Origin of the sequence: Paracoccus versutus, from assembly GCF_029909795.1 — a bacterium.
GTDB lineage: Bacteria > Pseudomonadota > Alphaproteobacteria > Rhodobacterales > Rhodobacteraceae > Paracoccus > Paracoccus versutus.
Map to the genome: position 1 here is coordinate 468,517 of NZ_CP038196.1, position 22,650 is coordinate 491,166.

The window sequence follows — 22,650 nt, forward strand, 5'->3', positions numbered from 1 at the left end:
ACTGGAGAAGAGGATCAGTTTTTCGGTGCGCTCTTGCTGCCGAAACGGTTCTTCCACTCGTCCAGCAAGGCCTGTTTGTGATCGGCCAGCCAGGTGTAGTCGATCAGCCGCATCCGGGCCTCTTCCTCGGCCGGATAGTTCGGAATGTCGGCATGCACACCCTTCCGCGCCACCACGGGCAGATATTTCGCGGTGATCTGCTGGGCCTCCTCGCTCATCATGAAGTCGATCAGCTTCTGCGCGTCAGCCACATTCTTGGAGCCTTTGACGATGGCATTGCCTTCGACCTCGGCGCCATTGCCTTCGGGCGGCAGGATGACTTGCAACGGCGCGCCCTGATTGATCTCCTTGACGCCGGGATAGGGATAGGAAAGGCCGATCAGCGTCTCCCCTCGCGCTGCCATCCGGCAGGGCGCCGAGCCGGAATGGACGTATTGCGTGACGTTCTGGTCCAGGGCCGTCATGAACTTCCAACCCTCCTCTTCGCCCATGACTTGCAACCAGTTGGCCACCATGGTCAGCGCCGTGCCCGAAGAGCCGGGGTCCGGCATGACGATCTTGCCGCGATATTTCGGATCGGCGAGATCCTTCCAGCTTTGGGGCGGCGGCAGGTCGCCGGCCTCAGCAGTGTTGAAGCAGATGGCGTTGGTCCATGCGTCCTGCGCCACCCAGGTCGGAACAGGGTTGACCTCGTCCCGCATACCCGGTTTCAGCTCGTCGAAGTCTGCGGGCCTATAGGGCTCCAGCATGCCCTGCTGGCCCAAAAGCACGAGTGCGTTGGCGGGAAGGGTGAAGATTGCATCGGCCCTTGGACTGTCCTTCTCGGCAAGAAGCCGGGCAACGATAGCACCACCGGAATCGCGGATCATCTGCAGGTCGATGTCTGGGTGTTTCGCCCGAAAGACGGGGATCAATTCCGTCACAAGCGCCTCGTCTGCGCCGGAATAGACGGTCAGTGTGCCCGCCTGAGCGCCCGCAGCAGAAAGATAGGCGGCCAGTGCGACAACGGTCGCGGAAAGCCCGCGACGGATTGCAGTGTTCATGATGGTTTCCCTGTCGTTGCAGCCGGTCAAGACGACCCGGCGATAGGTTTTTGCTGATCCCGGCGTCCGGTTTGGCCGGGCATGCCATTATGTTCTAAATCGAACATTTTGGATGATGCGTAGCCCTCTGCCGCTTGTCAATCAGTTTGTTCGCTTTCGATCAAAATGAGTGCAGGTTGATGCCGGCGGCAGAGACGCGGTTCATCAACCCGCGCGAGAGTCGTGCATTGGTAACGAAATCGTTGATTTTACTTATATCCATCAGCCGTTCCGGTGCCATGAATTCCAGCTTGGTGGCATCGACGGCAAGGATCACCCGACTGCTTGCTGCGACGGCGGCGGTGAGGATCGGCACTTCGATCGGGGTATCGATCGAGATGCCCCCGTCTTCGGATACGCCACCTGCGGTCATCACGAGTATGTCGAATCGCTGCTCTTGCAGCCATGGCGCCACCGACTCGCCGACGATGCTGTTGTCGCCGCCGCGCACCGTGCCGGTCGGGACATGCACGATGAAATCCTCGCGCTCGCTCAACTCGACGGCAATACGGGCGCTAGTCGTGGTAACTGTCAACCCGCGCCGCTTGCTGGCAAGTGCCTCGGCGATGATTTCCATGGTTGAGCCAGAGTCCAGGTAAACCGAGGATTCGTCATGCACCAAATCTGCCACGATGTCGGCGATACGGCGCTTGGCGGCGGTATTCTGGCTGCGCCGCACTCGCCGCGTCATCGCGTCGAAGGGCACGGCGGGGGTCATGCCGCCATGACAACGTCGCACCCGACCAGTGGTCAAAAGATCGGCTAGGTCACGCCGAGCTGTCTGGGGCGTCACGTTGAAACGGCGCGAGATCTCTTCAACCGAGACATAGCCGGTCCTGAGCACCTGTTCGAGCAGCAACTCCTGCCGGCGCAGCTTCTTGTCGGCCCCGGTAAAAAGAATGCTGTCGCTCATCCGCTCGCTCTATGCTGCTATCCGTCGCGGAAATGATGGCCTCCCCTGACAGAATGTGCAAATGCGAAAAATTGTCCCCTGCACGAGGCTCCATCATGACTCATAGTCATGGGTCTACGCGCAGCTCAATCTTGCCGAAGCCCCGCGATTGGGACAACCATCCCGATGAATGATCCCGATCGGAGAATTGGCGTGAGCAGGGTAGGCGCAACGGAATACGATTTCATCGTGGTGGGCGGCGGTTCTGCCGGCTCGATCCTCGGCGCTCGGTTGAGCGAGCGGGGCGCGCGCGTCCTGCTGCTGGAAGCGGGTGCGGACAGGCATGTGCTGCCCTACGACCTGCCTTTCCTTGCGGCCAAGCTGTTCTCGTTCAAGGCCAACAACTGGGCCTTCGAATGCGTGCCGCAGAAGGGCATGAACGGGCGCACTCAGTTCTTTCCGCGCGGAAAGATGCTGGGCGGCTCCTTCATCTTCAATGGCGCGCAGTATATTCGGGGCAACCCCGCGGACTTCAACCACTGGGCGCAACTGGGTAATCCGGGCTGGAGCTACGAGGACGTGCTGCCCTATTTTTGCAAGTCCGAGGATTACCGCGGCTCTCCAGGCTCTTATCACGGCACCGGCGGACGGCTAGCCGTGGCCAAGCCCCGGATGTGCAACCCGCTGACCGACATCTATCTGAAGGCTTGCGTTGAAGCCGGCCATCCGCTGAACGAGGATTTCAACGGCGCGTCCCAGGAGGGTTTCGGCCTCTATGACTTCAACATCATAGATGGTCGTCGCATGACAACGGCGCGCGCTTTCCTGCGCCCCGCAATGTCGCGCGAGAACCTGAATGTCGTGACCGAAGCATTGGTTCGCCGCGTGATCCTGCACGATGGACAAGCGGTCGGGGTCGAATACGAGCGCGGTGACAGGATCGACACCGCCATGGTCCGGCACGAGATCGTGCTGGCGGCGGGTTCGTTCAATTCGCCCAAGATCCTGATGCTGTCGGGGATCGGTGATCCGCAGGACCTGGCACCGCATGGTATCCCCATTGCCCATGCACTGCGGGGTGTCGGCAAGAACATGCAGGACCATGTGAACGTGTCGGTGGCGCACGCAGCCACACAGCCGATATCGTTCGCGCGTACGCTGCGGGTGCATCGGCTGGCGGCGGCGATGCTGCAGGGCGTGCTGCTGAAACGCGGCCAGATTACACAAAGCCCGCTGGAGGCAGGGGGCTTCTTTTCCTCGCGAGATGGCGCGGATGCGCCCGAGTTTCAGGCGGTGTTCATTCCCTGGTATCCGGGCAGCGGGCTGCGCTTGTGGATGCCTTGGGCCGACAGGATGGAGGGGCACAGTTTCGTTGCCCATGTCTGGCCGAACCGGCCCGAGAGCCGAGGGCGAATGTGGCTGGCCTCGAATGATCCCAAGGCGCCGCCGGTATTCGATCCCAACTTCCTGTCGGAGGAATCCGACCTGGCACTGACCCGCGCGGCGATCCGCGAGACGCGCCGCATCTTTGCCCAGCCTGCCTTCGACGCGGTGCGGGGCGAGGAACTGGCACCTGGCGCAGACATACGCTCGGATGACGAGCTGGACCAGTATATCCGCCAGAGCTCGGGCATCGGGCACCACACCTGCGGCACCGCCAGGATGGGACAGGACGCCATGGCCGTGGTCGATCACCAGCTGCAGGTCCGCGGCATCGGCGGGCTGCGGGTCGCCGATGCCTCGATCATGCCGACCATGGTCAGCGGCAATACCAATGCCGCCACCATCATGATCGCCGAGAAGGCGGCCGACATGATGCTGGCCGCGTCATGAGCCTGGCTCATGCAGCAATGACGGCGCGCCGCTTGAGCGCGCGCCGGGCCCGGCGCTAGCCTTTCCGGGCAACAGGACAAGCGGGCGCCGGCACGGCCGGAAAAGACCCGCAACAATGGCCGGAGCCTGCCGCGCCGATCACTCAGCATGCCACATCGACAGGGAACGAAGATGAAGAAACTCCTCACCGCATCGCTCATGCTCGGCGCAAGCTGGCTGGGCGCCATGCCGGCCGCGGCGGCGGACGCGCTGGCCGGCACGATCTACTTGCTGGTGCCGAACGTCACCACCAGCCGGATCGCCAAGTTCGACATTCCGAACATCACCGCCGCGGTCGCCCGGCACGCGCCGGGGGTCGAGCTGAAGGTGCTGAACGCCAATGACGACATGCAGGCGCAGATGGCGCAGGCCGATGCGGCGCTAGCCAGCGGCACCCGCGGCATCATCCTCATCTCGGTCGATCCGCCGCGCTCGGCCAGCATCCTCGCCAAGGCCGAGGCCGACGGGGTGCCGGTCGTCACCTATGCCCATGATCCCGGTCCCGGCCCGGTCAGCTATCACGTCTCGGTGCCCTTCGCAGATATCGGCGAGGCGCAGGGCAAGTATCTGGCCGAGAACCTGCCCGAGAAGCGCCCGGTCAAGCTGGCGCTGATGCTGGGCGATCCGAAATTCGCCTTTTATGCCGAGCAGATGAAGGGGTTCGACAAATATCTGGAGCCGCTGATTGCCTCGGGCGAAGTCGAGATCGTCTGCCGGGCCGATGCGCTGCTTTACCTTGCCGCCAATGCGCAGAAGAACATGGAGCAATGCCTGACCCGGACCAATAACGAGGTCGATGGGGTCGTGGTCATGAACGACGATACCGGCGGCGGGGTGATCGCGGCGCTGGCGGCGCAGGATCTGGTCGGCGAGGTGCCGATCTATGGCGGCTACGATGCCACGCTGGAGGGGATCCAGCGCGTATTGCTGGGCTGGCAAAGGGCCGATATGGCGCCGCCCTATCAAGCGATGGCCGATGCGGCGGTGCAACTCGTGGTGGCCGCCGCCCAGGGTGAAGCTGCGCCGGAGGGGCTGGTCAACGGCACTTGGGAAAACGGCTATGCCGAGGGTGGCGTGCCGGCCCGGATCGAACCGAATATCTTCATCACCCCCGAGAACGTGCAGGAAACCGTGATCGACGCCGGGCTCTATACCCGCGACGAGCTTTGCCGCGGGATCGGAAAACAGGCCGCGTTTTGCCAATGACGGCCGGGCGCCACAATCGACAGGGAATGGCAATGGCAACCCACACTCCTCCCCCCGTGCTTGAAGTGCGCAATGTCTCGGTTCGTTTCGGCGGGGTCGCGGCGCTGACCGATGTCTCCATGGCCGTCTGGCCCGGCGAGGTCGTGGCGCTGGTCGGCGACAACGGCGCCGGCAAGTCCACGCTGGTCAAGACCATCTCGGGTATCCAGCAGCCGGACTCGGGCGAGATCCTCGTTGCCGGTCGGGCCCATGCGATGAAGGGGCCGCAGGATGCGGCCGCTGCGGGCATCCAGACCGTCTATCAGGATCTTGCGCTCTGCGACAATCTCGACACCGTGCAGAACCTGTTCCTGGGGCGCGAGATCTGCCTGCCCTGGTGGAAGGGTCGCCGCATGGACCGCGCGCGGATGGAAAAGCGCGCCCGAGAGGTGCTGTCCGACCTGGACGTCAAGATCCGCGATACGCGAGTGCCATCCAGCTCGCTTTCGGGCGGGCAGCGGCAATCGGTGGCGATCTGCCGCTCGATCCTGGCCAACCCGCAGGTGGTTCTGCTGGACGAGCCGACCGCCGCGCTTGGCGTGGCGCAGCGCAAGCAGGTGCTGGCGCTGATCGAGCGGCTCAAGGCGCAGGGCAGGGCGGTCGTCATCATCTCGCATGACATCGGCGACGTGCAGCAGATCGCCGACCGTGTCGTGGTGTTGCGCCTTGGCCGCAAGGTGGCAGAGGTGACGCGCGGCGGCTACAGCCGCGACGAATTGATCGCCGCGATGACTGGTGCCCTCGACGCGGCCGAACTTGCCGCCCTGCGCCAGGAGCTGGCCCATGGCTGACCTGAGTTCGGACCCCAAGGCCCTCTCGGGCAGGACAGGATTTCCCCCCATGAACCGCCACGACCTGATGACGGCGCTGGCCACGCGCTGGCGCATGGTGCCGGTGCTGATCGCGCTGGCGCTGATCTGGACCTATTTCAGCTGGGCGAACCCGCTGTTCATCAGCCCCCGCAACCTTTCGAACCTGTCGCTGCAGATCGTGGTGACCGCCATCGTGGCGCTGGGGCTGATGTTCGTGCTGGTCATCGGCGAGATCGACCTGTCGGTCGCTGCCTCGGGGGCGGTCTCGGCCGCGATCTCGGCCGGGCTTGCGGTCAATGCCGGCGTGGATATCGGCATCGCCATCCTGGTCGGCCTGGGCGTCGGTGCGGGGATCGGCGCCTTGCAGGGGGTGATCGTCACATGGTTCCGGGCGCCTGCCTTCATCGTGACCCTGGGCATGTCGCTGATCCTGCAAGGCATCCTGCTTGACCTGCTGCCAGAGGGCACCAACCTGATCTCGCTGGTCGGCACGCCCTTGGGCAAGATCGCGACGCTGTATCTGTCGCCCGGCATGGGCATCGCGCTGCTTGGGGCGATGACGGCGCTTTATGGGTTCCTGTCCTGGCAGTCCTGGCGGGCGAGCCACCAGCAGGCGCTTGGCGGCTCGCTGTTGCGCGAGGTCTTGCTGCCCACCGCCGCCATCGCCATCGCCGGGGCAGCCGCCGTCGCGGTGTTCAACGCCTATCGCGGCGTGCCGGGTCTGGTCGCCTTCCTGCTGGTGCTGCTGGCCGCGTTTTCCTATGTCACCACGCAGACGCGTTTCGGCCTTTACCTTTACGCCGTCGGCGCCAATGCCGAGGCGGCGCGGCGGGCCGGGATCTCGGTGCCCTTCGTGCGCATCGCCGCCTTCACCCTGACCGGGCTGTTCGCGGCGCTGGGCGGCATGATCGCGGCGGGGCGGGTGCTGGGGGTTTCGCCGGACTCGGCCGATACCACCTTGCTGCTGGAAGCCATCGCGGCGGCGGTGATCGGCGGGGTCAGCCTGTTCGGCGGGCGCGGCTCGGTCTGGGCGGCGCTGATCGGTGCCTTGGTCATCGGCTCGGTCTCGAACGGCATGCTGCTGATCAACGCCTCGACCCAGACCCGGCTCGAGGTGCAGGGCGCGATCCTGACCCTGGCGGTGGTGCTGGATGCGCTGCTGTCGCGCCGCGGCGGCGCGAGATAGCGCCGGAGGGCAGGGCGCGGTCAGCCGATCATCTGCGCGGTCTGTTGCAGGCTGCGCCGCGCCTCGGCCCGGATCCAGCTGCGGAGCTTCTGCACGGCCGGCTTGGACCGCTTGGCCTTGGGATAGACTAGGTAATAGCGCCAGGGCGAGGCGACGGGCAGGTTGTGCAAGGCCACGAGCTGCCCGTTCCGGATTTCCTCGGATACCATGAAGGGCGGCATCAGGATCGCGCCAAGGCCGGTCTTGGCCGCCTCGATCCCCATCTGATACTGTTCGAACCGCATGCCGCGCGTCGGGTTGGGATGTTCGATGCCGACCTCGCGGAACCACTCGCGCCAGGCGGTGGGACGATGCAGGTGCTGGATCAGCGGCAGGTCCAGCAGCAGCCGGGCTTGCGGCACCGTGCCCCGCAGCAGCGCCGGCGCGCAGAACGGGACCAGCACCTCGTCCATCAGCATCTCGCTGAGGCAACCCGCCCAGACCTCGTTGCCGTAATGGATCGCGGCGTCGATGGAGCTGCCCTCGAAATCGAAATGCCCGATCTGCGCGGTGATCGAGACCTCGATGGCGGGGTTCTGGGCGATGAACCGGCCGATGCGCGGCGCCAGCCAGCGCCCGCCGAGGCTGGGCAGGGTGGCGATGGTCAATTGGTCCGCCACCTCGGCATAGGTGGACAGCCGCAGCGTTGCGGCGCCCAACTCGCTGAGGATCGAGGTGATCTCGTCGTAATAGATGCTGCCCGGCTCGGTCAGCACCAGCCCGTGGCCGGTGCGCTCGAAAAGCTGGGTGCCGGCCATGTCCTCGATGCTGCGCACGGCGCGGCTGATGCCGCTCTGCGTGATGTCCAGCTCATCCGCCGCGCGCGAGAAGCTGCGGAACTGTGCCGCCATGACGAAGGCGCGCAACGCGCTGACCGAGGGCAGGTCGCCCTCGCGCTCGACCGCGTCGCGGGGGGCGGGATTCGGGGTCTTCATGCCGGCCTCATGATTTTCAGTCATGGGATTACAACTGCCGCCCGATTGTCAATCCATCCCGTCGCGCCGCAGTCTGGCCGCAGAGAAGGAACCATGAAAAGCCCATGAATCCCGCAGAAACTCCGCCAATCATCGATGCGCATCACCATCTTTGGGATATCGATGCGCATGACTATCCCTGGCTGCGGCCGGGCAGGCCCAGCATCGTGGGCGACACCAGCGCGATCCGCCGCAACTATCTGGCCGGGGATTTCCTGGCCGACAGCGTTGGGCTGAACCTGGTCGGCACGGTGCATCTGGATGGCGGATTCGATCCGCGCGACCCGGTGGGCGAGACGCGCTTCGCCGATGCCGCGCATCGGGCGCATGGCTTTCCGAACGCCATCGTCGGTGCGGTCGATCTGGCTGCGCCCGAGGCGCCGGCGCTGATCGAGGCGCATCAGGCGGCCTCGTCCCTGTTCCGCGGCGTGCGGCAGATCCTGGCCTGGCACCAGAACCCGCGTCTCAGCTACGGCGTGCGCCGCGACCTGATGGACGATCCCGCCTGGCGGCGCGGTTTCGCTCGACTGGGGCCGGCGGGCCTGTCCTTCGACCTGCAGGTCTTTCCTGGCCAGATGCGCGATGCCGCCCGACTGGCGCGCGACTTCCCAGACACGCAGATCATCCTGAACCAGGCGGGCATGCCCGACGGGCTGATCGACGGCGACCTGCGGGCATGGCGCGCGGGCATGACGCGGCTGGCAGAACTGCCCAATGTCAGTGCCAAGGTCTCGGGTCTGGCGATGCTGAAGCCGGACTGGACGCTGGCCGAGTTGCGGCACGTCATGGAGGTGACGGTCGAAGCCTTCGGCGCGGACCGGGTCATGCTGGGTTCGAACTTCCCGGTTGACCGGCTGTTTCGCGGCTATCGCGAGATCTTCGACGGCTACCTGACCGTGACGGGCGGCTATTCGGCCGCCGAGCGCATGGCGATCCTTTCGGGCACGGCGGCGCGGATCTATCGCCCCGCGGCCCTGTCCCCCCTGCATGAACGGAACCTCACGGCATGACCACCACCCTTCTGAAAAACGCCAGCATCCTTGATGTCGATGCCGGCAGCCTGTCCGCGACCTGCGACGTGCTGATCGCCGAGGGGCGTATCGCCGAGATCGGCAGCCGAGCCATGACGGCCGAGCGGGTGATAGACCTCAAGGGCCGCACGCTGATGCCTGGGCTGTGCGACGCGCATGTCCATGTCATCGTGCCGATGAACAGCTTCGCGCTGCTGACGAAATGGTCGCCCTTCTACACCGCGATCCGGGCCATGCCGATCCTGCGGGACATGCTGATGCGCGGCTTTACCACCGTGCGCGACGCGGGCGGTGCCGATTTCGGCCTGGCCCGCGCGGTCGAGGAAGACCTGATCCCCAGCCCGCGCATCCTGTATTCCGGCAAGGCGCTGTCGCAATCAGGCGGCCACGGCGACATGCGCGGCCCGGGCGAGACCGCCCATGACGACCATTACTATGTCCCCAGCCTCGGCCGCATCTGCAACGGCGTGGCCGAGGTCCGGGCGGCGGTGCGGGACGAGATCCGGCGCGGCGCGCATCAGGTCAAGCTGATGGTCGGCGGCGGCATCGCCTCCTATACCGACCCGATCCATTACGTGCAGTTCTCGCGCGAGGAGATCCGCGCGGCGGTCGAGGAGGCCGGGAACGCCTCGACCTATGTCATGGCGCATGCCTATACCAACCGCTGCATCCGGCATGCGGTGGAATGCGGTGTGCGCTCTATCGAGCACGGCAATTTCCTGGACGACGAGACCGCGGCGCTGATGCGCGAGTCCGGGGCCTATCTGGTGCCGACGCTCTCGGCCTATACCACCATGTGGGAGGAAGGCCTGCAGGTCGGCATGCCGGCCGAGCTTCACGCCAAGATCAGGCCGGTGCTGGACGCCGGGCCGCGGCAGCTGGAAATCGCCGCCCGGCACGGCGTGCCCATGGTCTACGGCACCGACCTGATCGGGCCGCTGCACCGCCACCAGTCGCTGGAGTTCCGCATTCGCGGCGAGGTGCTGCCCGCCGCCGAGGTGATCCGGCAGGCGACCTGCAACGCCGCGGCGCTGTTCAACATGCAGGACCAGATCGGCCGGGTGAAAGAGGGACTGCGCGCCGACCTGATCGCGCTGCGGGGCAATCCGCTGGAGGATCTGGGTCTGCTGCAGGCGCCCGAGAACCTGTCGCTGATCATGAAGGACGGCCGCATCTATCGCGAGGCGGCGTGAATGGCCGCTAGGGCCGCGGCCGGCTGCTGGGCAGCGCCACGGTGACGCCGCCCAGCATGATCAGCCCGATCCCCAGCAGTGCCGGCGCATCGGGATATTGCCCCAGCACCACCATGCCCAGGAAAGTCGCATAGACCAGGATGCTGTAGCGGAAGGGCGAGACGAAGCCGCTTCCCCCCGTCGCGGTGGCCAGCGCCAGAAAGACATAGCCCACGGCGATGGCCGTCGCCGCCAGCGCCAGCAGGGCGATCTGCGCCGGTTCCGGCGCGGCTGTCCCGCTGGTCGTCAATGCACCCAGCCCGAAAAGACTGGTGCAGGCCGCGCTCAGCAGCGCCAGGCAGATGGGCGAGGGCATCAGGCTGTCCCGCATCAGCAGGTCGCGCGCGACCGAACACAGGACTGCGACGACGACCGCCAGCGCATGCGGGTCGAGCATAGCGCCGTCGGGCCGGATCACGAGCAGCACGCCGGCAAAGCCCAGGGCGGTGCCGATCCAGCCGCTGCGCGGGATCGCCTCGCGCAGCAGGGCGGCGCTGGCCAGCATGAATACGATGGGGGTCATTTGGTAGATCGCGGCCGCATTGGCCAGCGACAGGCCGGTGAGCGCGTGGACATAGCCGATGGTGGCGCCGGTATCCAGCAAGGCGCGCAGCAACGCCCGGCCCGTAAGGCTGGCACGGATCTGCCAGATCTCGCGCCGCAGGGCCAATAGCCCCAACAAAAGCAGCACGGCCATGGCCGACCTGATGGCCAGGATCATCGCGGCGGGGAGGTGCGCGGCGACAAGCTTGACCATCAGGTCGTTCAGCCCGTAACCGGCCATTGCCAGCAGCATGAAGCCGGCGCCGCGCCAGTCATCGGACCTTGCAGTCGGCATCAGCGCAGCGGTGAAAATGGCGCCGGTGCCAGGATGCGGACGGTCTGGACCTCGATCATGCCCTTGATCGCGTCCAGATAGGCCGGCCAGTCTGGATCGGCCAGCATGGCTGCCCGCCGCGCGCTGCGCTGCGCATAGTCGTCATGTCGCCACATCGAGACCACATGGTTCAGCTCGCCGATATCGGTGGTGAAGAAGCCCACGGGCTCACCCAGGTGCTTGCGCTGCACCGGCAGGCCGAGCGTTTCATAGGCCTTCAGGAAAGGCCCTGTCATGCCTTGCACAAGGCGATAGTCGCGTTCCTCGAGGATCATCGCATCACCAGATCGAGGCACCGCCGTCCACGGTCAGCATGGTGCCGACAGCGAAGCGGGCGCGGTCAGAGGCCAGCCAGACGATGGCCGAGGCGATGTCGTCGGGCTCCCCCCAGCTGTTCGAGGGGGCGCGAGCGCGCAGCCCGGCCTTGAAAGCCTCGGGATCGGCAACCTGCGTCAGCATCTTGTTGTAATAGTTCGACCAGATCACGCCCGGCGCCACCGAGTTCACGCGGATGTTGTCGGCCGCGAAGTCCAGCGCCATGGCGCGGGTCAGCGAGGCGACGCCGCCTTTGGCCGCGACGTAGGCGGCGCGATCCTTGATCGCCATCGCCATGGCGATGTTCGAGGCGGTGTTGACGATGGCGCCGCCGCCGCGCTTGCGCAGCGCCGGCACGGCATATTTGCTGCACAGGTAGACGCCTGTCAGGTTGACGTCGATGATGCTGCGCCAGTCGTCCTCGTCCTGGGTCTCGACGGTGCCCAGCGAGCCGCGCCCGGCATTGTTCACCAGCACGTCCAGCCCGCCGAACTCGGCCACGGCGAAATCGACCATTGCCTTGCAATCCTCGGCCTTCGAAACGTCTACGGTGAAGGCACGGGCGTTTTCGCCCAGCTCGGCCGCGACCTGTCCGGCGGCATCGCCCAGATAGTCGGCGACCACGACCTTGGCGCCTTCCTCGACGAACAGCTTCGCCGTGGCGGCGCCGATGCCGGCGCCCGCGCCGGTGACGAGGACAACCTTGTCCTTGAGATGCATATCCATGGTTCAAACCTCCAGAGAGCTGAAATGACGCAACACCGCCTGTTCGACGCTGAGCGCGGCAAGCCAGGAGGTTTTCGGGTTTTCGGGCAGCGGCTTGTTGTTCAGCAGGATGTGGAAGCTGCCGAACGCGCCTTTGGCTTCCAGTTCATGCGTGTTGCCGGATGCGGCGGGATCGGCGATCAGTCGCACTCTGGTGTCCTTGAAGCCAAGCCCCGCCAGAGCCACGGCGGCGGTGACGTTGGTATTCTTGGGATAGTCGCGGGCGGCCTCGACGGCATCGCCCTCGTAGAAGACGGTCGCCTCCTTGAGGTTTGGCAGGTCCAGAAGCTGTTCTGCCGGCGTGCCCTTCCATGCTGTTGGAGGTTTCCTGCCGATATAGGCGACGCTGTCGAGCCCGGCGAGCTTGGCCGAGCGCAACACGTCGAGCCCACCAATGGCGCCCGAGACCGCGATGGCGCGCGCACGGCCCGTCTTGGCCGCCGCTTCGATCCGCGCCACGGTTCCGGCATCGCCAAGCGCGCCGATCGAGACGATCACCACGTCGATACCCGCTTCCAGAAGTTGCGGCACGGTTTCGCGCACCGCCTCATGCGTGGCGCATTCGATGACCAGATCGGGCTTGGCAGCGATCAGTTCATCGACGCTGTTCCAGCGCTGCATCCCCGCGGGAGCGTCGTTCGGCAAGTGTTCGGGCACTAGGAAGCCGCCCAGATGCAGGCCGCTGTCGCCCTTTTCCAGCGATGCAGCAAGGCTGCGCGCCATGGCGCCGAATCCGATCGAGACGATGAGCGGAGAGGTCATATGTCGATCTCCTTGAGAAAATCGGCCAGCAGCGCCGCATAGGGCGCCGGATAGGCCTTGGGAAAGAAATGCCCGCCCGGCAGCGAGGCAAGCCGCGCGCCGGAGATCGCCGCCGCCAGCCGCTCGGACGAGGCGAAGGGGATCAGCGCATCGTCGCTGCCGCCGATCACCAGCGTCGGCGCGGTGATCCGGCCCAGCCGGTCGAAGACGTCGTGTTCCATCAGCATGCGGATGCGAGCGGCCTGCACCGCGATGGGTTGCAGGCGCGTATCGGCCTGCTCCAGCTCGGCGTCCAGCGCGGCGCGATTGGCCTCGATCCAGCCGGCGTCATAGCCGAGTGCCTGGGTCAGCTTGTGATAGGCCACCGGCCCGGCCTGTTCCAGCAGCGCCAGCCGGGCCTGGAACAGCCGGGTGAAACGGGTATCCACCCGTTCCCATGTGCCGCTGAGCACGAGGCCGGCGACGCGCTCCGGTGCCTCGACCGCCAGGGTCTGCGCGATCATGCCGCCGGTCGAATGTCCGACGACATGCGCGCGCCGGATATGCAGGTCGTCCAGCACACCCAGCACGTCCCGCATGATGCGGGGGATGGAATAACCGCCCGTGGGGCGATCACTGCCGCCGGCGCCGCGATGGTCGATGCGGATCAGATGGTAATCGTTTTCAATCGTGGATACGACCCCTTGCCAGAATCCGGCCTCGCCGCCCAGGCCCGGAATCAGCAGGCAAGGCGGGCCGTTGCCGTCCAACTGGTAATGAATGCGGCAGCCGTCATCGGCGACATGGACCGGCATCGGCCTTACTCTGGCCGGCGCTGGTCGGCGGGCTGCGGTGCGAAGGCGGTGCGGCGCTCGATCTCCAGCACGTTGTCGGGGCGGGGGAAGGGCGTCGGATCGGGCTCTCCGGGGATCACCGGCCGGCCGACCTCTTCGAAGAACACCTCCAGCCCGTTGGGTTGGATGAACCACAACCAATGCAACTCGGCATCGGAGTCGTTGATGAACATGTGGCGGCGGTTCCTGCCGACAAAGATTGTCACGCCCGGCTCGATCGGATATTCGACGCCATCCACCACGGCCTTGCCGGTGCCGCGGATGAAATGCAGCGCCTCGTCATGTTCGGGGTGCGAATGCTCGCGCACATAGCCGCCGGGCGGCAGGGTCTGGGTGCCGATGCTGAACGGGCTTTGGATATCCACGAATTCCGGCGCGATACGGACCGAGATATTGCCGTTGGCGGGCACGGGCTGATAGAAATTCTTGCCCTCCTGCGGGCCAAGAACCAGAATCTGGCCCAGGTCGTTTTCAGGATCGGCGGCCCATTCGGGTTTCTTCGACGGGATCATGCTGCATCTCCTTCGGGGCGGTAATAGGGGGCGTCTGAGCGTGGCAGGGGCTGCTTGCCCAACACGATATCGGACAGTTTCTCGGCCATCATGATGACGGGGGCATTCAGGTTGCCGCTGACAATTTCCGGCATGATCGAGGCATCGACCACGCGCAGGTTGTCAAACCCATGCACCCGTGCCTGGGCATCGACCACGGAATTGTCGTCATTGCCCATGCGGGCCGAGCAGCAGGGGTGATAGTTCGTCCCCGCCTCCTTGCGCAGGAACTCCATGATCTGCTCGTCGGTCTGGAACAGCTTGCCGGGCGTGACTTCTTCGCCGCGATAGGGGCCCCAGGCCGGCTGCGAGACGACATGCCGGATGGCGCGCACGGCGTCGATGGCGTCGCGGCGGTCCTCCTCATGCGCGAAATAGTTGAACACGAAGCGCGGCGCGGACAGCGGGTTGGCGTCGCGCAGCCACACCCTGCCCTCGCTTTTGGGCCGCATCAGGCTGAAGAAATACTGGAATCCGTTCTCCAACTTGACGCTGCCGTGCTGCATCTCGCCCAGCATGGGGACGAATTCGAACTGGACGTTCGGCACGGCGATTTCCGGCCTGGTGCGCATGAAGACGCCGACCTCGAAGAAGTTCGTGGCGCCGAGGCCCTTCTTGGCCAGCAGCCATTGCAGGCCCAGCTTGAGCTTGCCGAAATTGTTCAGATGCCGGGCGGCCGAGACGTTCTGCGTGGCGCGATACTGCACCGGCGCGGCGACATGGTCCTTGAGCCCTGCGCCCACGCCCGGCATGTCCGCCAGCACGTCGATGCCGACGCTGCGCAACATGTCCGCCGGGCCGATGCCGGAAAGCTGCAAGAGTTGCGGCGAGTTCAGCGCGCCGGCGCAGAGGATGATCTCGCCGTCGATCTCGACCGACTGCCGCTCGCCATTGACGAGGATGTCGGCGCGGGTCGCCCGCCTGTTCGAGAAATTGATCTTCAGCAGTCGGCCGCCCACCACCACGTCCAGGTTGGGCCGGTCGCCGCGGGCGTGGATATAGCCTTGCGAACTGCTCCAGCGGATGCCCTTGCCGACATTGCGCTGGGTGATATGCACGCCCTCCTGACGATAGGCGTTGTGATCCTCGACATGCCGCATGCCGGCCTGCTTGGCGGATTGGATGAAGGCGTCGTAGAGCGGGCCTTCGGCCTTGCAGGTCTCGACCAGCATCGGGCCCTTGTCGCCGCGATAGTCGTTGGCGCCCTTGTCGAAGCTTTCGGCGCGGCGGAAATAGGGCAGGATTTCGGCATAGGACCAGCCCTCCAGCCCCATCGAGGCCCAGTTGTCGTAATCCCAGGGATTGCCGCGCACCCAGTTCATGCCGTTGATCGAGGACGAGCCGCCCAAGACCTTGCCGCGCGCTTCAAGGATGGTGCGGCCGTTCAGGCCCGGCTCGGGCTCGGATTCGAAGCGCCAGTTGAAACGATCGCTGCCCAGGGGCAGCCCCAGGGCGGCGGGCATGCGGATGTGGATATGCTGGTCCGAGGGGCCGGCCTCGAGCAGCAGGACGCTGTTCTTGCCGTCCTCGGCCAGGCGCGAGGCCATGACGCTGCCCGCAGAGCCGGAACCGATGACGACGTAATCGTATTTCTTGCGCTTCGGGGCGCGCAGCAGCGTGGCCATGAGGCGGTCCTTTTACCAGGTGTCGTTCAGGCGGTAGCCGGTGGGAAAGGGATCGCCGGGATCCAGCACATGCTGGTGAAATCCGGTGATCCAGGCCGTGCCCGTGATGGCGGGGCGGATCGCGGGCAACGCGCCGACCTTGGTGGTGCCGATGACGGTGCCGGTGAACTCGGTGCCGATGATGCTTTGATGGATGAAGGTCTCGCCCTCGGCGATCTGGCCGCGGGCATGCAGGACCGCCAGTCGGGCGCTGGTTCCGGTGCCGCAGGGCGAGCGGTCCAGCCGCCCAGGCGAGACGATCACACCGTTCTTCGAGACCTTGCCGCGTTCGGTTTCCAGCAGCGGGCCGGCAAAGAGCGTCTGGTTGATGGTGTGGATACCGGGGTTTTCCGGATGGATGGCGGGAAGCTGTTCGGCGGCGGCCGCCTTGATGCGCTCGCCGATCTCGACCATATGCCGGGCCTCTTCGGGCTTGATCTCGAAGCCGACCGCCGCGGCATCGACCAGCACGTAGATCATGCCGCCATAGGCGACATCCACCGTCAGCCTGCCGAGGTTCGGCACCTCGACGGTCTGGTCGAGGCCGAAGACGAAAGAGGGCACGTTGTCGAAGGTGACGCTTTCGACCTTGCCGTCGCGGCATTTCGCGGTGACGGGGACCAGCCCGGCGGGCGCTTCCAGGACGATGCGGGTCTCGGGCTCGGTCATCGGCACCATGCCGGTTTCGAGCGCGACGGTCACGGTGCAGATCGTGTTCGTGCCCGACATCGGCACATAGTAGTCCGATTCCATGATGACGAAGCCGAAATCCGCCTCGGGATTATTCGAGGGCAGGATCAGGTTCATGCATAGGCTGACCTTGCCGCGCGGATCATTGAGCAGGAACAGGCGCAGGTCGTCGCCCTTGTCCCGCAGCCAGGTCATCTTGTCGAACATGGTCTGGCCGGGCACGTTCAGCACGCCGCCGGTGATGACGTCGTTGGGTTCTCCGGCGGCGTGGGCGCTGACGACATTGACCATTCGCCTGAAGCGCATGGCGAACCTCCCGTTCAGATGATTTGTAAACGTTTTCTTTATCTGACGGAGCAACCCCCTTCTGTCAAGCAGAATTATGTCGGGGCGCGAGGGCGAGCGACGGATCGGCGCAAGATCACCTCGGTCTCAAAGCGCCGGCTGCCCAATGGAGCGCCGGTTTCCAGATGCGCAATCATGGCCTTGGCGGCGGCGCGGCCGATCTTTTCCGAAGGAACCGCGACCGTGGTCAGGGACGGGTCGAACAGCGCCGCATAGTCGATATCGTCGAAACCCGTCAGCGACAGATGCTCGGGGACTGCGATACCCAGGCGGCGGGCCTCGACCATGACGCTGAAGGCGATCACGCAACGATTGCAGACCAGCGCCGTGGTCTCGGGGTGGTTTTCCATGATTCGCCGCAGGGCGGCGCCGCCATCCGCCATGTCGAAATCCATGTGGGTGAATTCGATCACCGGTTCCTGCCCCAGCTCGGCATTGATGTCGCGGAAGGCGCGGATGCGGGATTGCTGCCGGTCGTTGCCCTTGTCCGAACCGGAGATCATGGCGATCCGGCTGTGGCCCAAGGTGTGCAGCATTTCGACCAGCTGCCGGGTGGCAAGGTAGTTGTCGAAGCCGATCGTCGGCACTTCGGACTTTTCGAAATAGGAATAGGCAGACAGCAAGGGCAGTTGATGGGCGCGGCAATAGTCCAGCAGGCGCTGATCGTCGATTCGACCGAAGATGATCAACCCCTCGGTGCCGTGCTCGATCAGCCGTTTCGCGCGGTCGAACAGGTTCGTGTTGTCGAAGCCCGAGGTTTGCACGAATCCCAGGTAACCGTTTTCTTCCAGCGTTTCCTGAATGGCGCTGGCCACGGCCGAGAACAGCGGGTCTGCCAGCCTGGGCAGCATGGTGCTGATGATCTGGGTGCGCTGGCGGCGCAGCGCCTTGCCTACCGAATCGGCCATGTAATCCATTGAATCAGCAGCAGCCACCACACGCTCGCGCAACTCCTTTCGCACCGAATCGGGGGAATTGAGCGCGCGCGACACCGTGGCGATGGAAACCCCTGCCGCCTTGGCGACGTCATGGATCGTCGGGCGGATCCGGCGCGCCTGGATTGCCTGGGATTTGGGCTTAGCCACGGGGTTTTCTCCTGTTTGCTGCAAGTTTTCTGAATCACCTGCCCCTATCTCGGACCCGAAATGACACGGATTGGCAAGTTTTTCTTGACACGGGATGCATGCTGAGGACAGTAAACGTTTACAAATCACGATAAGAAACGCCCACGGCTATGCCCACAGGAGGTTGCACCATGACCCGATTTCAGTCCCGTTCCGACTTTACCCGCCGGCACATGCTCAAGACGCTGACGGCCTTGATGGCTGCCTTTGCCGCCGCGCCGCGCGGCGTCTTTGCGCAATCCGGGGCGGCGCTCAACATTCTCAACAGCAATACCGCATGGGCGGAGGCACTGACCGCATCGGTCGCCGATGCCTATGACGGCGCCCGGATCACCGGCGAGGCCAATCCCTATGAGGCGCATTACGAAAAGCTGCTGATCGAGCTTAGCCAGGGCTCCTCCACCTTCGACCTGTTCACCACCGACAATCTCTGGATCCGCCAGCCCATGCGCAACGGCTGGGCCGCGCCGCTGGACGAGATCCGGGCGGGCAATGCCGAGCTGCCAGAGCTGCAACTGCAGAACTTCGCCCCCGCCTCGCTGACCTATACCGAATACGAGGGGAAACGCTGGGGCCTGCCGCTGGTGATGACTACCCCGGTCTTCGTCTATCGCAAGGATCTGCTGGAAGCGGCCGGCATCGAGGTGCCGAAGAATTGGGACGATTATCGCGAGGCTGCGGCGAAGCTGCATTCCTCGGATGTCGCGGGCAACGTGTTGCTGCTGGGAGGCCAGGACGCGCATATGAGCGGCGACTGGGGGTCACGCCTGATGGGCATGACCCAGATCGCTCCCCATGACGACGGCGTGCTGGATGAGGCCAACAAACCGGTGTTCAACAGCGAAGGGCAGGGCGCCCGTGCCATCGAGCGGCTGCGCGAGGTGCTGCCCTATACCCCGAACGGGGTCGAGGGGCTGGACTATGCCGAGGGCTCGTCGCTGATGCAGCAGGGCCGCGCTGCCATGATGATCACCTGGTCGGACGTGATCGTCGGCATCGAGGACGGACCGATGAAGGGCCGCTTCGGGTATACCGTTGCCCCGACCGAACGATATGAACAGCAGATGGTTGGTGGCTGGTCGATCATGGCCAATGCCGCTTCCGAACAGCTCGAGGATGCCTATCGCTTCCTCGCCTGGATGAGCGAGGGCAGGGCCTATGAACTGTTCCGCGAGGCCGGCGAATCCTCGCTTTGCCTGCAGCGCGACATCGACAACCCCCAGACGGTCGAGGCGATCCCGATGTTGCAGGCCTTCCACGATTTCGAGACCCGCGGCACCGCGCCGATCTCGATCCCGCCCTATCGGTTGCAGAACGCCGTCGAGGTGCAGCGCGTGCTTTACGAAGAGATCCTGGCGGGCGTGAACGGCCGCAAGACCCCCGAACAGGCGATGGCGGATGCCGAATCGCGCCTGGCGCGAGTCATTCGCTGATCCGCCTGGGCGGGGCGCGTCCACCACGGCGCCCCGCCGCTTTTCGCGAAGGGACCAACCATGGCTCGTTCAGACACCAAGACCGCCGACAAGGCGCAGCGCGCGGGAGAGGGTCGGATCGCGATGCTCCTGCTGGCGCCGACGATGATCGTCATGACCGTCGTCGGGCTCTATCCGCTTCTGCATTCGCTCTATATCTCGCTGACGAACTACAACCCGACCTTCGGCGGCGGCTCCAGCTTCGTCTGGTTCGAGAATTACGCCCGCGCCTTTTCGGACCCACAGTTCTGGAACGCGGTCGGGTTGACGCTGATCTTCACCGCCATCAGCGTGGCGGCTTCGCTGGTGCTGGCGGTGGCGCTGTCGGTGCTGTTCAACCAGCGCCATCCGGGCTTCGTCGTGCTGCGCACCATCATCCTGGTGCCGATGCTGATCACCCCCATCGCGGTCGGCATCACGTGGCGCGTGATGATGATGCCGGACCTGGGCGTGCTGAACTATCTGCTGGGGCTGATCGGCATTCCGCCGCAGCTCTGGGCCAGCAATGCCTCGACGGCGCTGCTGTCGGTGATCCTCGTCGATATCTGGCAATGGACGCCCTTCATGTTCCTGATCGTCTTTGCCGGTATCTCCTCGCTGCCGAAAAGCCCGTTCGAGGCGGCGGCCATCGACGGTGCCTCGCCGCTGCGCAGTTTCTTCTCGATCACCCTGCCGATGCTGAAGCCGGTGATCGTGATCGCGACGCTGCTGCGCATCGTCGATGCGTTCCGCACCTATGACACGGTCTACATCATCACCCGCGGCGGCCCGGATTTCTCGACCGACCTGGTCAGCGTCTATCTGCAACGGGTGAACTTCCGCTTCTTCGATCTCGGCTACGGCTCGGCGCTGTCCTGGCTGGTGCTGATCATCGTGTTGCTTGTCGTCCTGATCTTCGTCCGCCTGACCGGCTTCATGAAGCTGGTGGCCGACAAGGAAAACCGCTGAGGAGGGCGGACATGGCATCGCAAAAACCCCTGCTGTCCCGTGCGGTCAAGCTGGCCGCTGCCTATGCGCTGGCGCTGGTCGCCACGGCCTTCTTCGCCTTCCCGGTGTTCTGGATGGCAAGCTCCTCCGTCAAGAGCGAACTCGACATCTCGCAATACCCGCCGGTCTGGAGCTTCACCCCGACATTCGAGAACTATGCCAAGCTGGCCAGCGAGCTCGACGCCTTCGACGCTTTCGTCAACAGCGCCGTGATCGTCGGGCTGGCCACCACGCTCGCCATGGTCTGCGGCACCATGGCCGCCTATGCGCTGGCGCGCTTCGACGTGAAGGGCAAGGAGATCATCGCCTTCGAGGTGCTCTCGATCCGCATGCTGCCGCCTATTGTCAGCGTCATCCCGATGTTCATCATCGCCCGCGCGCTGGGAATCTTCGACACCTATTGGCTGCTTGCCGCCGCCTATGGCCTCGCGGGCCTGCCCTTCGTGGTCTGGGTGATGCGCGTCTTCATCCAGGACATCCCGCAATCCATCGAGGAGGCCGCGATGATCGACGGCTGCTCGCGGTTCCAGACCTTCTGGCGGGTCACCCTGCCGCTGCTGCTGCCGGGGCTCGCCGCCACGATGGTCATCGTCTTCATGTTCGCCTGGAACGAGTTCCTGCTGGCCTCGATGCTGACCTCGCAGAACGCCAAGACCCTGCCGGTGATCGCCGCCAATGCGATCAAGCCCAAGGCCATCGCCTGGGGGCTGGCCTCGGCGGCGGGGGTGGTGATGTCGCTGCCGGTCGTCGTGCTGGTCCTGATGATGCAACGCTATCTTGTCCGCGGCCTGACGCTTGGCGCGGTGAAAGGCTGATCCCATGGGTATCGAGATCAAGAACATCTACAAGCGCTTCGGCAGCCTGACCGTCGTCAACGGCGTGTCGGTGGATATCGCGGACGGCGAGTTCTTCGTCATGCTCGGCCCCTCGGGCTGCGGCAAGACCACCACCCTGCGCATGGTCGCGGGGCTTGAGACCGCCAGCGAGGGCCGGATCTTCATCAACGGCCGCGACATGACCCATGCCGAGCCGCGCCACCGCGACATCGCCATGGCCTTTCAGGATTATGGCCTCTATCCCAACATGACGGTGTTCCAGAACATCGAGTTTCCCTTGAAGATCCGCAAGCTTGCCCCCGCCGAGCGGCGCAGGAAGGTCGAGGAGACGGCGGGCCGCCTGGGCATTTCCGACTATCTTGGCCGCAAGCCGGCGCAGATGTCGGGTGGCCAGCGCCAGCGGGTGTCGCTGGCCCGCGCGCTGGTGCGAAATCCCAAGGTGTTCCTGATGGACGAGCCGCTGTCGAACCTCGACGCCAAGCTGCGCGCCGTGATGCGAACCGAGATCAAGAAGCTGGTCACCGACTTGGGCATTACCACCATCTATGTCACCCATGACCAGATCGAGGCCATGTCGATGGCCGACCGCATCGCCGTCATGCGCAAGGGCGACATGGTACAGGTGGCGCCGCCGCTTCAGGTCTATGACCGCCCGGCGACCTGTTTCGTCGCGGATTTCATCGGCTCGCCGCCGATGAACCTGTTCAAGGCCGAGCTGGCCAACAACGGCCGCGTCGTTTGCCAGGTCCAAGGCTTCGGCGACGCGCTGGACGATGCCGAGCGTGAACGTGCCCGCGCCATGGCCGACCGTCACGGCCATTTCGCCGTCGGCATCCGCCCCGAACATCTGCAATGCGTCGCCGCTGGCACGCCCGGCTCGATCGAGGGCATCGTCGAGCTGGTCGAGCCGCTGGGCCAGACCACCAACATCTACCTGCTGTCGGGCGACACGAAATATGTCGTGGTGACCGACCGCACCACCCTCTGCGCCGGAGACACGATCGGGGTCATCGCCCCGGGCGACAAGGTCCGCGCGGTGGGTCTTGATCGCTGAACGCATAAGG

The 22,650-nt window shown here is 65.0% G+C and carries 22 protein-coding genes; 10 read left to right on the forward strand and 12 right to left on the reverse strand.

The annotated features are described in order from the left end of the window. Positions 1–14: 14 nt before the first annotated feature. Complete coding sequence (locus E3U25_RS02255; RefSeq protein WP_147304477.1) at positions 15–1,043, reverse strand: extracellular solute-binding protein; 1,029 nt, start codon at positions 1,041–1,043, stop codon at positions 15–17. Positions 1,044–1,203: 160 nt separating this feature from the next. After that, positions 1,204–1,995, reverse strand: a complete 792-nt coding sequence (locus E3U25_RS02260) for a DeoR/GlpR family DNA-binding transcription regulator (protein WP_116221317.1) — start codon at positions 1,993–1,995, stop codon at positions 1,204–1,206. Between the two features lie 192 nt (positions 1,996–2,187). Here E3U25_RS02260 and E3U25_RS02265 point away from each other — a divergent pair, with 192 nt between their 5' ends. The 4 genes from E3U25_RS02265 to E3U25_RS02280 all read left to right on the forward strand — a co-directional run bounded on the left by E3U25_RS02265 (position 2,188) and on the right by E3U25_RS02280 (position 7,089). Next, positions 2,188–3,807, forward strand: coding sequence for a GMC family oxidoreductase (locus tag E3U25_RS02265; RefSeq protein ID WP_166435433.1), 1,620 nt, complete (start codon positions 2,188–2,190; stop codon positions 3,805–3,807). A 171-nt stretch (positions 3,808–3,978) separates the two neighbouring features. Continuing rightward, positions 3,979–5,052 carry a substrate-binding domain-containing protein gene (locus E3U25_RS02270; RefSeq protein WP_166435432.1) on the forward strand — a complete coding sequence of 358 codons (1,074 nt, stop codon included), beginning with the start codon at positions 3,979–3,981 and terminating at the stop codon, positions 5,050–5,052. 32 nt (positions 5,053–5,084) lie between these two features. Continuing rightward, a complete protein-coding gene (locus tag E3U25_RS02275; protein ID WP_072463600.1) occupies positions 5,085–5,882 on the forward strand; it encodes an ATP-binding cassette domain-containing protein in 798 nt (265 codons plus the stop codon). Then, on the forward strand, positions 5,875–7,089 hold the full coding sequence (locus E3U25_RS02280; protein ID WP_036752829.1) for a sugar ABC transporter permease: 1,215 nt from the start codon (positions 5,875–5,877) through the stop codon (positions 7,087–7,089). Before E3U25_RS02275 ends, E3U25_RS02280 begins: the two co-directional genes overlap by 8 nt. 20 nt (positions 7,090–7,109) lie before the next feature. Here E3U25_RS02280 and E3U25_RS02285 read toward each other — a convergent pair whose 3' ends face one another. Then, a complete protein-coding gene (locus tag E3U25_RS02285; protein WP_166435431.1) occupies positions 7,110–8,063 on the reverse strand; it encodes a LysR family transcriptional regulator in 954 nt (317 codons plus the stop codon). 104 nt (positions 8,064–8,167) lie between these two features. Between E3U25_RS02285 and E3U25_RS02290 the strand changes: the two genes are divergently transcribed. Together E3U25_RS02290 and E3U25_RS02295 are read left to right on the forward strand one after the other, a co-directional pair. Then, positions 8,168–9,112 carry an amidohydrolase family protein gene (locus E3U25_RS02290; protein WP_116221314.1) on the forward strand — a complete coding sequence of 315 codons (945 nt, stop codon included), beginning with the start codon at positions 8,168–8,170 and terminating at the stop codon, positions 9,110–9,112. Then, positions 9,109–10,326, forward strand: a complete 1,218-nt coding sequence (locus E3U25_RS02295) for a metal-dependent hydrolase family protein (protein ID WP_116221313.1) — start codon at positions 9,109–9,111, stop codon at positions 10,324–10,326. The genes E3U25_RS02290 and E3U25_RS02295 overlap by 4 nt, the downstream gene beginning before the upstream one ends. A gap of 7 nt (positions 10,327–10,333) precedes the next feature. On the opposite strand, the gene E3U25_RS02300 is transcribed toward E3U25_RS02295, so the two are convergent. The 9 genes from E3U25_RS02300 to E3U25_RS02340 form a co-directional block, all read right to left on the reverse strand. Next, positions 10,334–11,203 carry a DMT family transporter gene (locus tag E3U25_RS02300; protein ID WP_116221312.1) on the reverse strand — a complete coding sequence of 290 codons (870 nt, stop codon included), beginning with the start codon at positions 11,201–11,203 and terminating at the stop codon, positions 10,334–10,336. Next, positions 11,203–11,517: an NIPSNAP family protein gene (locus tag E3U25_RS02305; protein WP_036752838.1), complete on the reverse strand. Its 315-nt coding sequence runs from the start codon at positions 11,515–11,517 to the stop codon at positions 11,203–11,205. Before E3U25_RS02305 ends, E3U25_RS02300 begins: the two co-directional genes overlap by 1 nt. A 4-nt stretch (positions 11,518–11,521) precedes the next feature. Next, positions 11,522–12,277, reverse strand: coding sequence for an SDR family oxidoreductase (locus E3U25_RS02310; RefSeq protein ID WP_072463615.1), 756 nt, complete (start codon positions 12,275–12,277; stop codon positions 11,522–11,524). A 9-nt stretch (positions 12,278–12,286) separates the two neighbouring features. Continuing rightward, complete coding sequence (locus E3U25_RS02315) at positions 12,287–13,084, reverse strand: aspartate dehydrogenase (protein ID WP_036752840.1); 798 nt, start codon at positions 13,082–13,084, stop codon at positions 12,287–12,289. Continuing rightward, on the reverse strand, positions 13,081–13,878 hold the full coding sequence (locus E3U25_RS02320) for an alpha/beta fold hydrolase (protein WP_116221311.1): 798 nt from the start codon (positions 13,876–13,878) through the stop codon (positions 13,081–13,083). The genes E3U25_RS02315 and E3U25_RS02320 overlap by 4 nt, the downstream gene beginning before the upstream one ends. Before the next feature lie 5 nt (positions 13,879–13,883). Beyond that, positions 13,884–14,429 carry a cupin domain-containing protein gene (locus tag E3U25_RS02325; protein WP_052095804.1) on the reverse strand — a complete coding sequence of 182 codons (546 nt, stop codon included), beginning with the start codon at positions 14,427–14,429 and terminating at the stop codon, positions 13,884–13,886. Beyond that, entirely contained in the window at positions 14,426–16,093 is a 1,668-nt protein-coding gene (locus tag E3U25_RS02330) for a choline dehydrogenase (protein WP_116221310.1), read from the reverse strand. The genes E3U25_RS02325 and E3U25_RS02330 overlap by 4 nt, the downstream gene beginning before the upstream one ends. A 12-nt stretch (positions 16,094–16,105) precedes the next feature. Then, positions 16,106–17,128 carry a proline racemase family protein gene (locus E3U25_RS02335; RefSeq protein WP_036752848.1) on the reverse strand — a complete coding sequence of 341 codons (1,023 nt, stop codon included), beginning with the start codon at positions 17,126–17,128 and terminating at the stop codon, positions 16,106–16,108. Between the two features lie 74 nt (positions 17,129–17,202). Next, positions 17,203–18,381 carry a substrate-binding domain-containing protein gene (locus E3U25_RS02340; protein ID WP_116221309.1) on the reverse strand — a complete coding sequence of 393 codons (1,179 nt, stop codon included), beginning with the start codon at positions 18,379–18,381 and terminating at the stop codon, positions 17,203–17,205. A gap of 41 nt (positions 18,382–18,422) precedes the next feature. Between E3U25_RS02340 and E3U25_RS02345 the strand changes: the two genes are divergently transcribed. From E3U25_RS02345 to E3U25_RS02360, 4 genes are read left to right on the forward strand one after another with little or no spacing between them, the layout of a single operon-like run. Further along, positions 18,423–19,724, forward strand: a complete 1,302-nt coding sequence (locus E3U25_RS02345; protein WP_166435430.1) for an ABC transporter substrate-binding protein — start codon at positions 18,423–18,425, stop codon at positions 19,722–19,724. Between the two features lie 60 nt (positions 19,725–19,784). After that, positions 19,785–20,711: a carbohydrate ABC transporter permease gene (locus E3U25_RS02350; RefSeq protein WP_052095805.1), complete on the forward strand. Its 927-nt coding sequence runs from the start codon at positions 19,785–19,787 to the stop codon at positions 20,709–20,711. An 11-nt stretch (positions 20,712–20,722) separates the two neighbouring features. Continuing rightward, positions 20,723–21,565, forward strand: a complete 843-nt coding sequence (locus E3U25_RS02355; protein WP_114537785.1) for a carbohydrate ABC transporter permease — start codon at positions 20,723–20,725, stop codon at positions 21,563–21,565. Positions 21,566–21,569: 4 nt separating this feature from the next. Next, positions 21,570–22,640 carry an ABC transporter ATP-binding protein gene (locus E3U25_RS02360; protein WP_116221307.1) on the forward strand — a complete coding sequence of 357 codons (1,071 nt, stop codon included), beginning with the start codon at positions 21,570–21,572 and terminating at the stop codon, positions 22,638–22,640. Positions 22,641–22,650 lie beyond the last annotated feature (10 nt).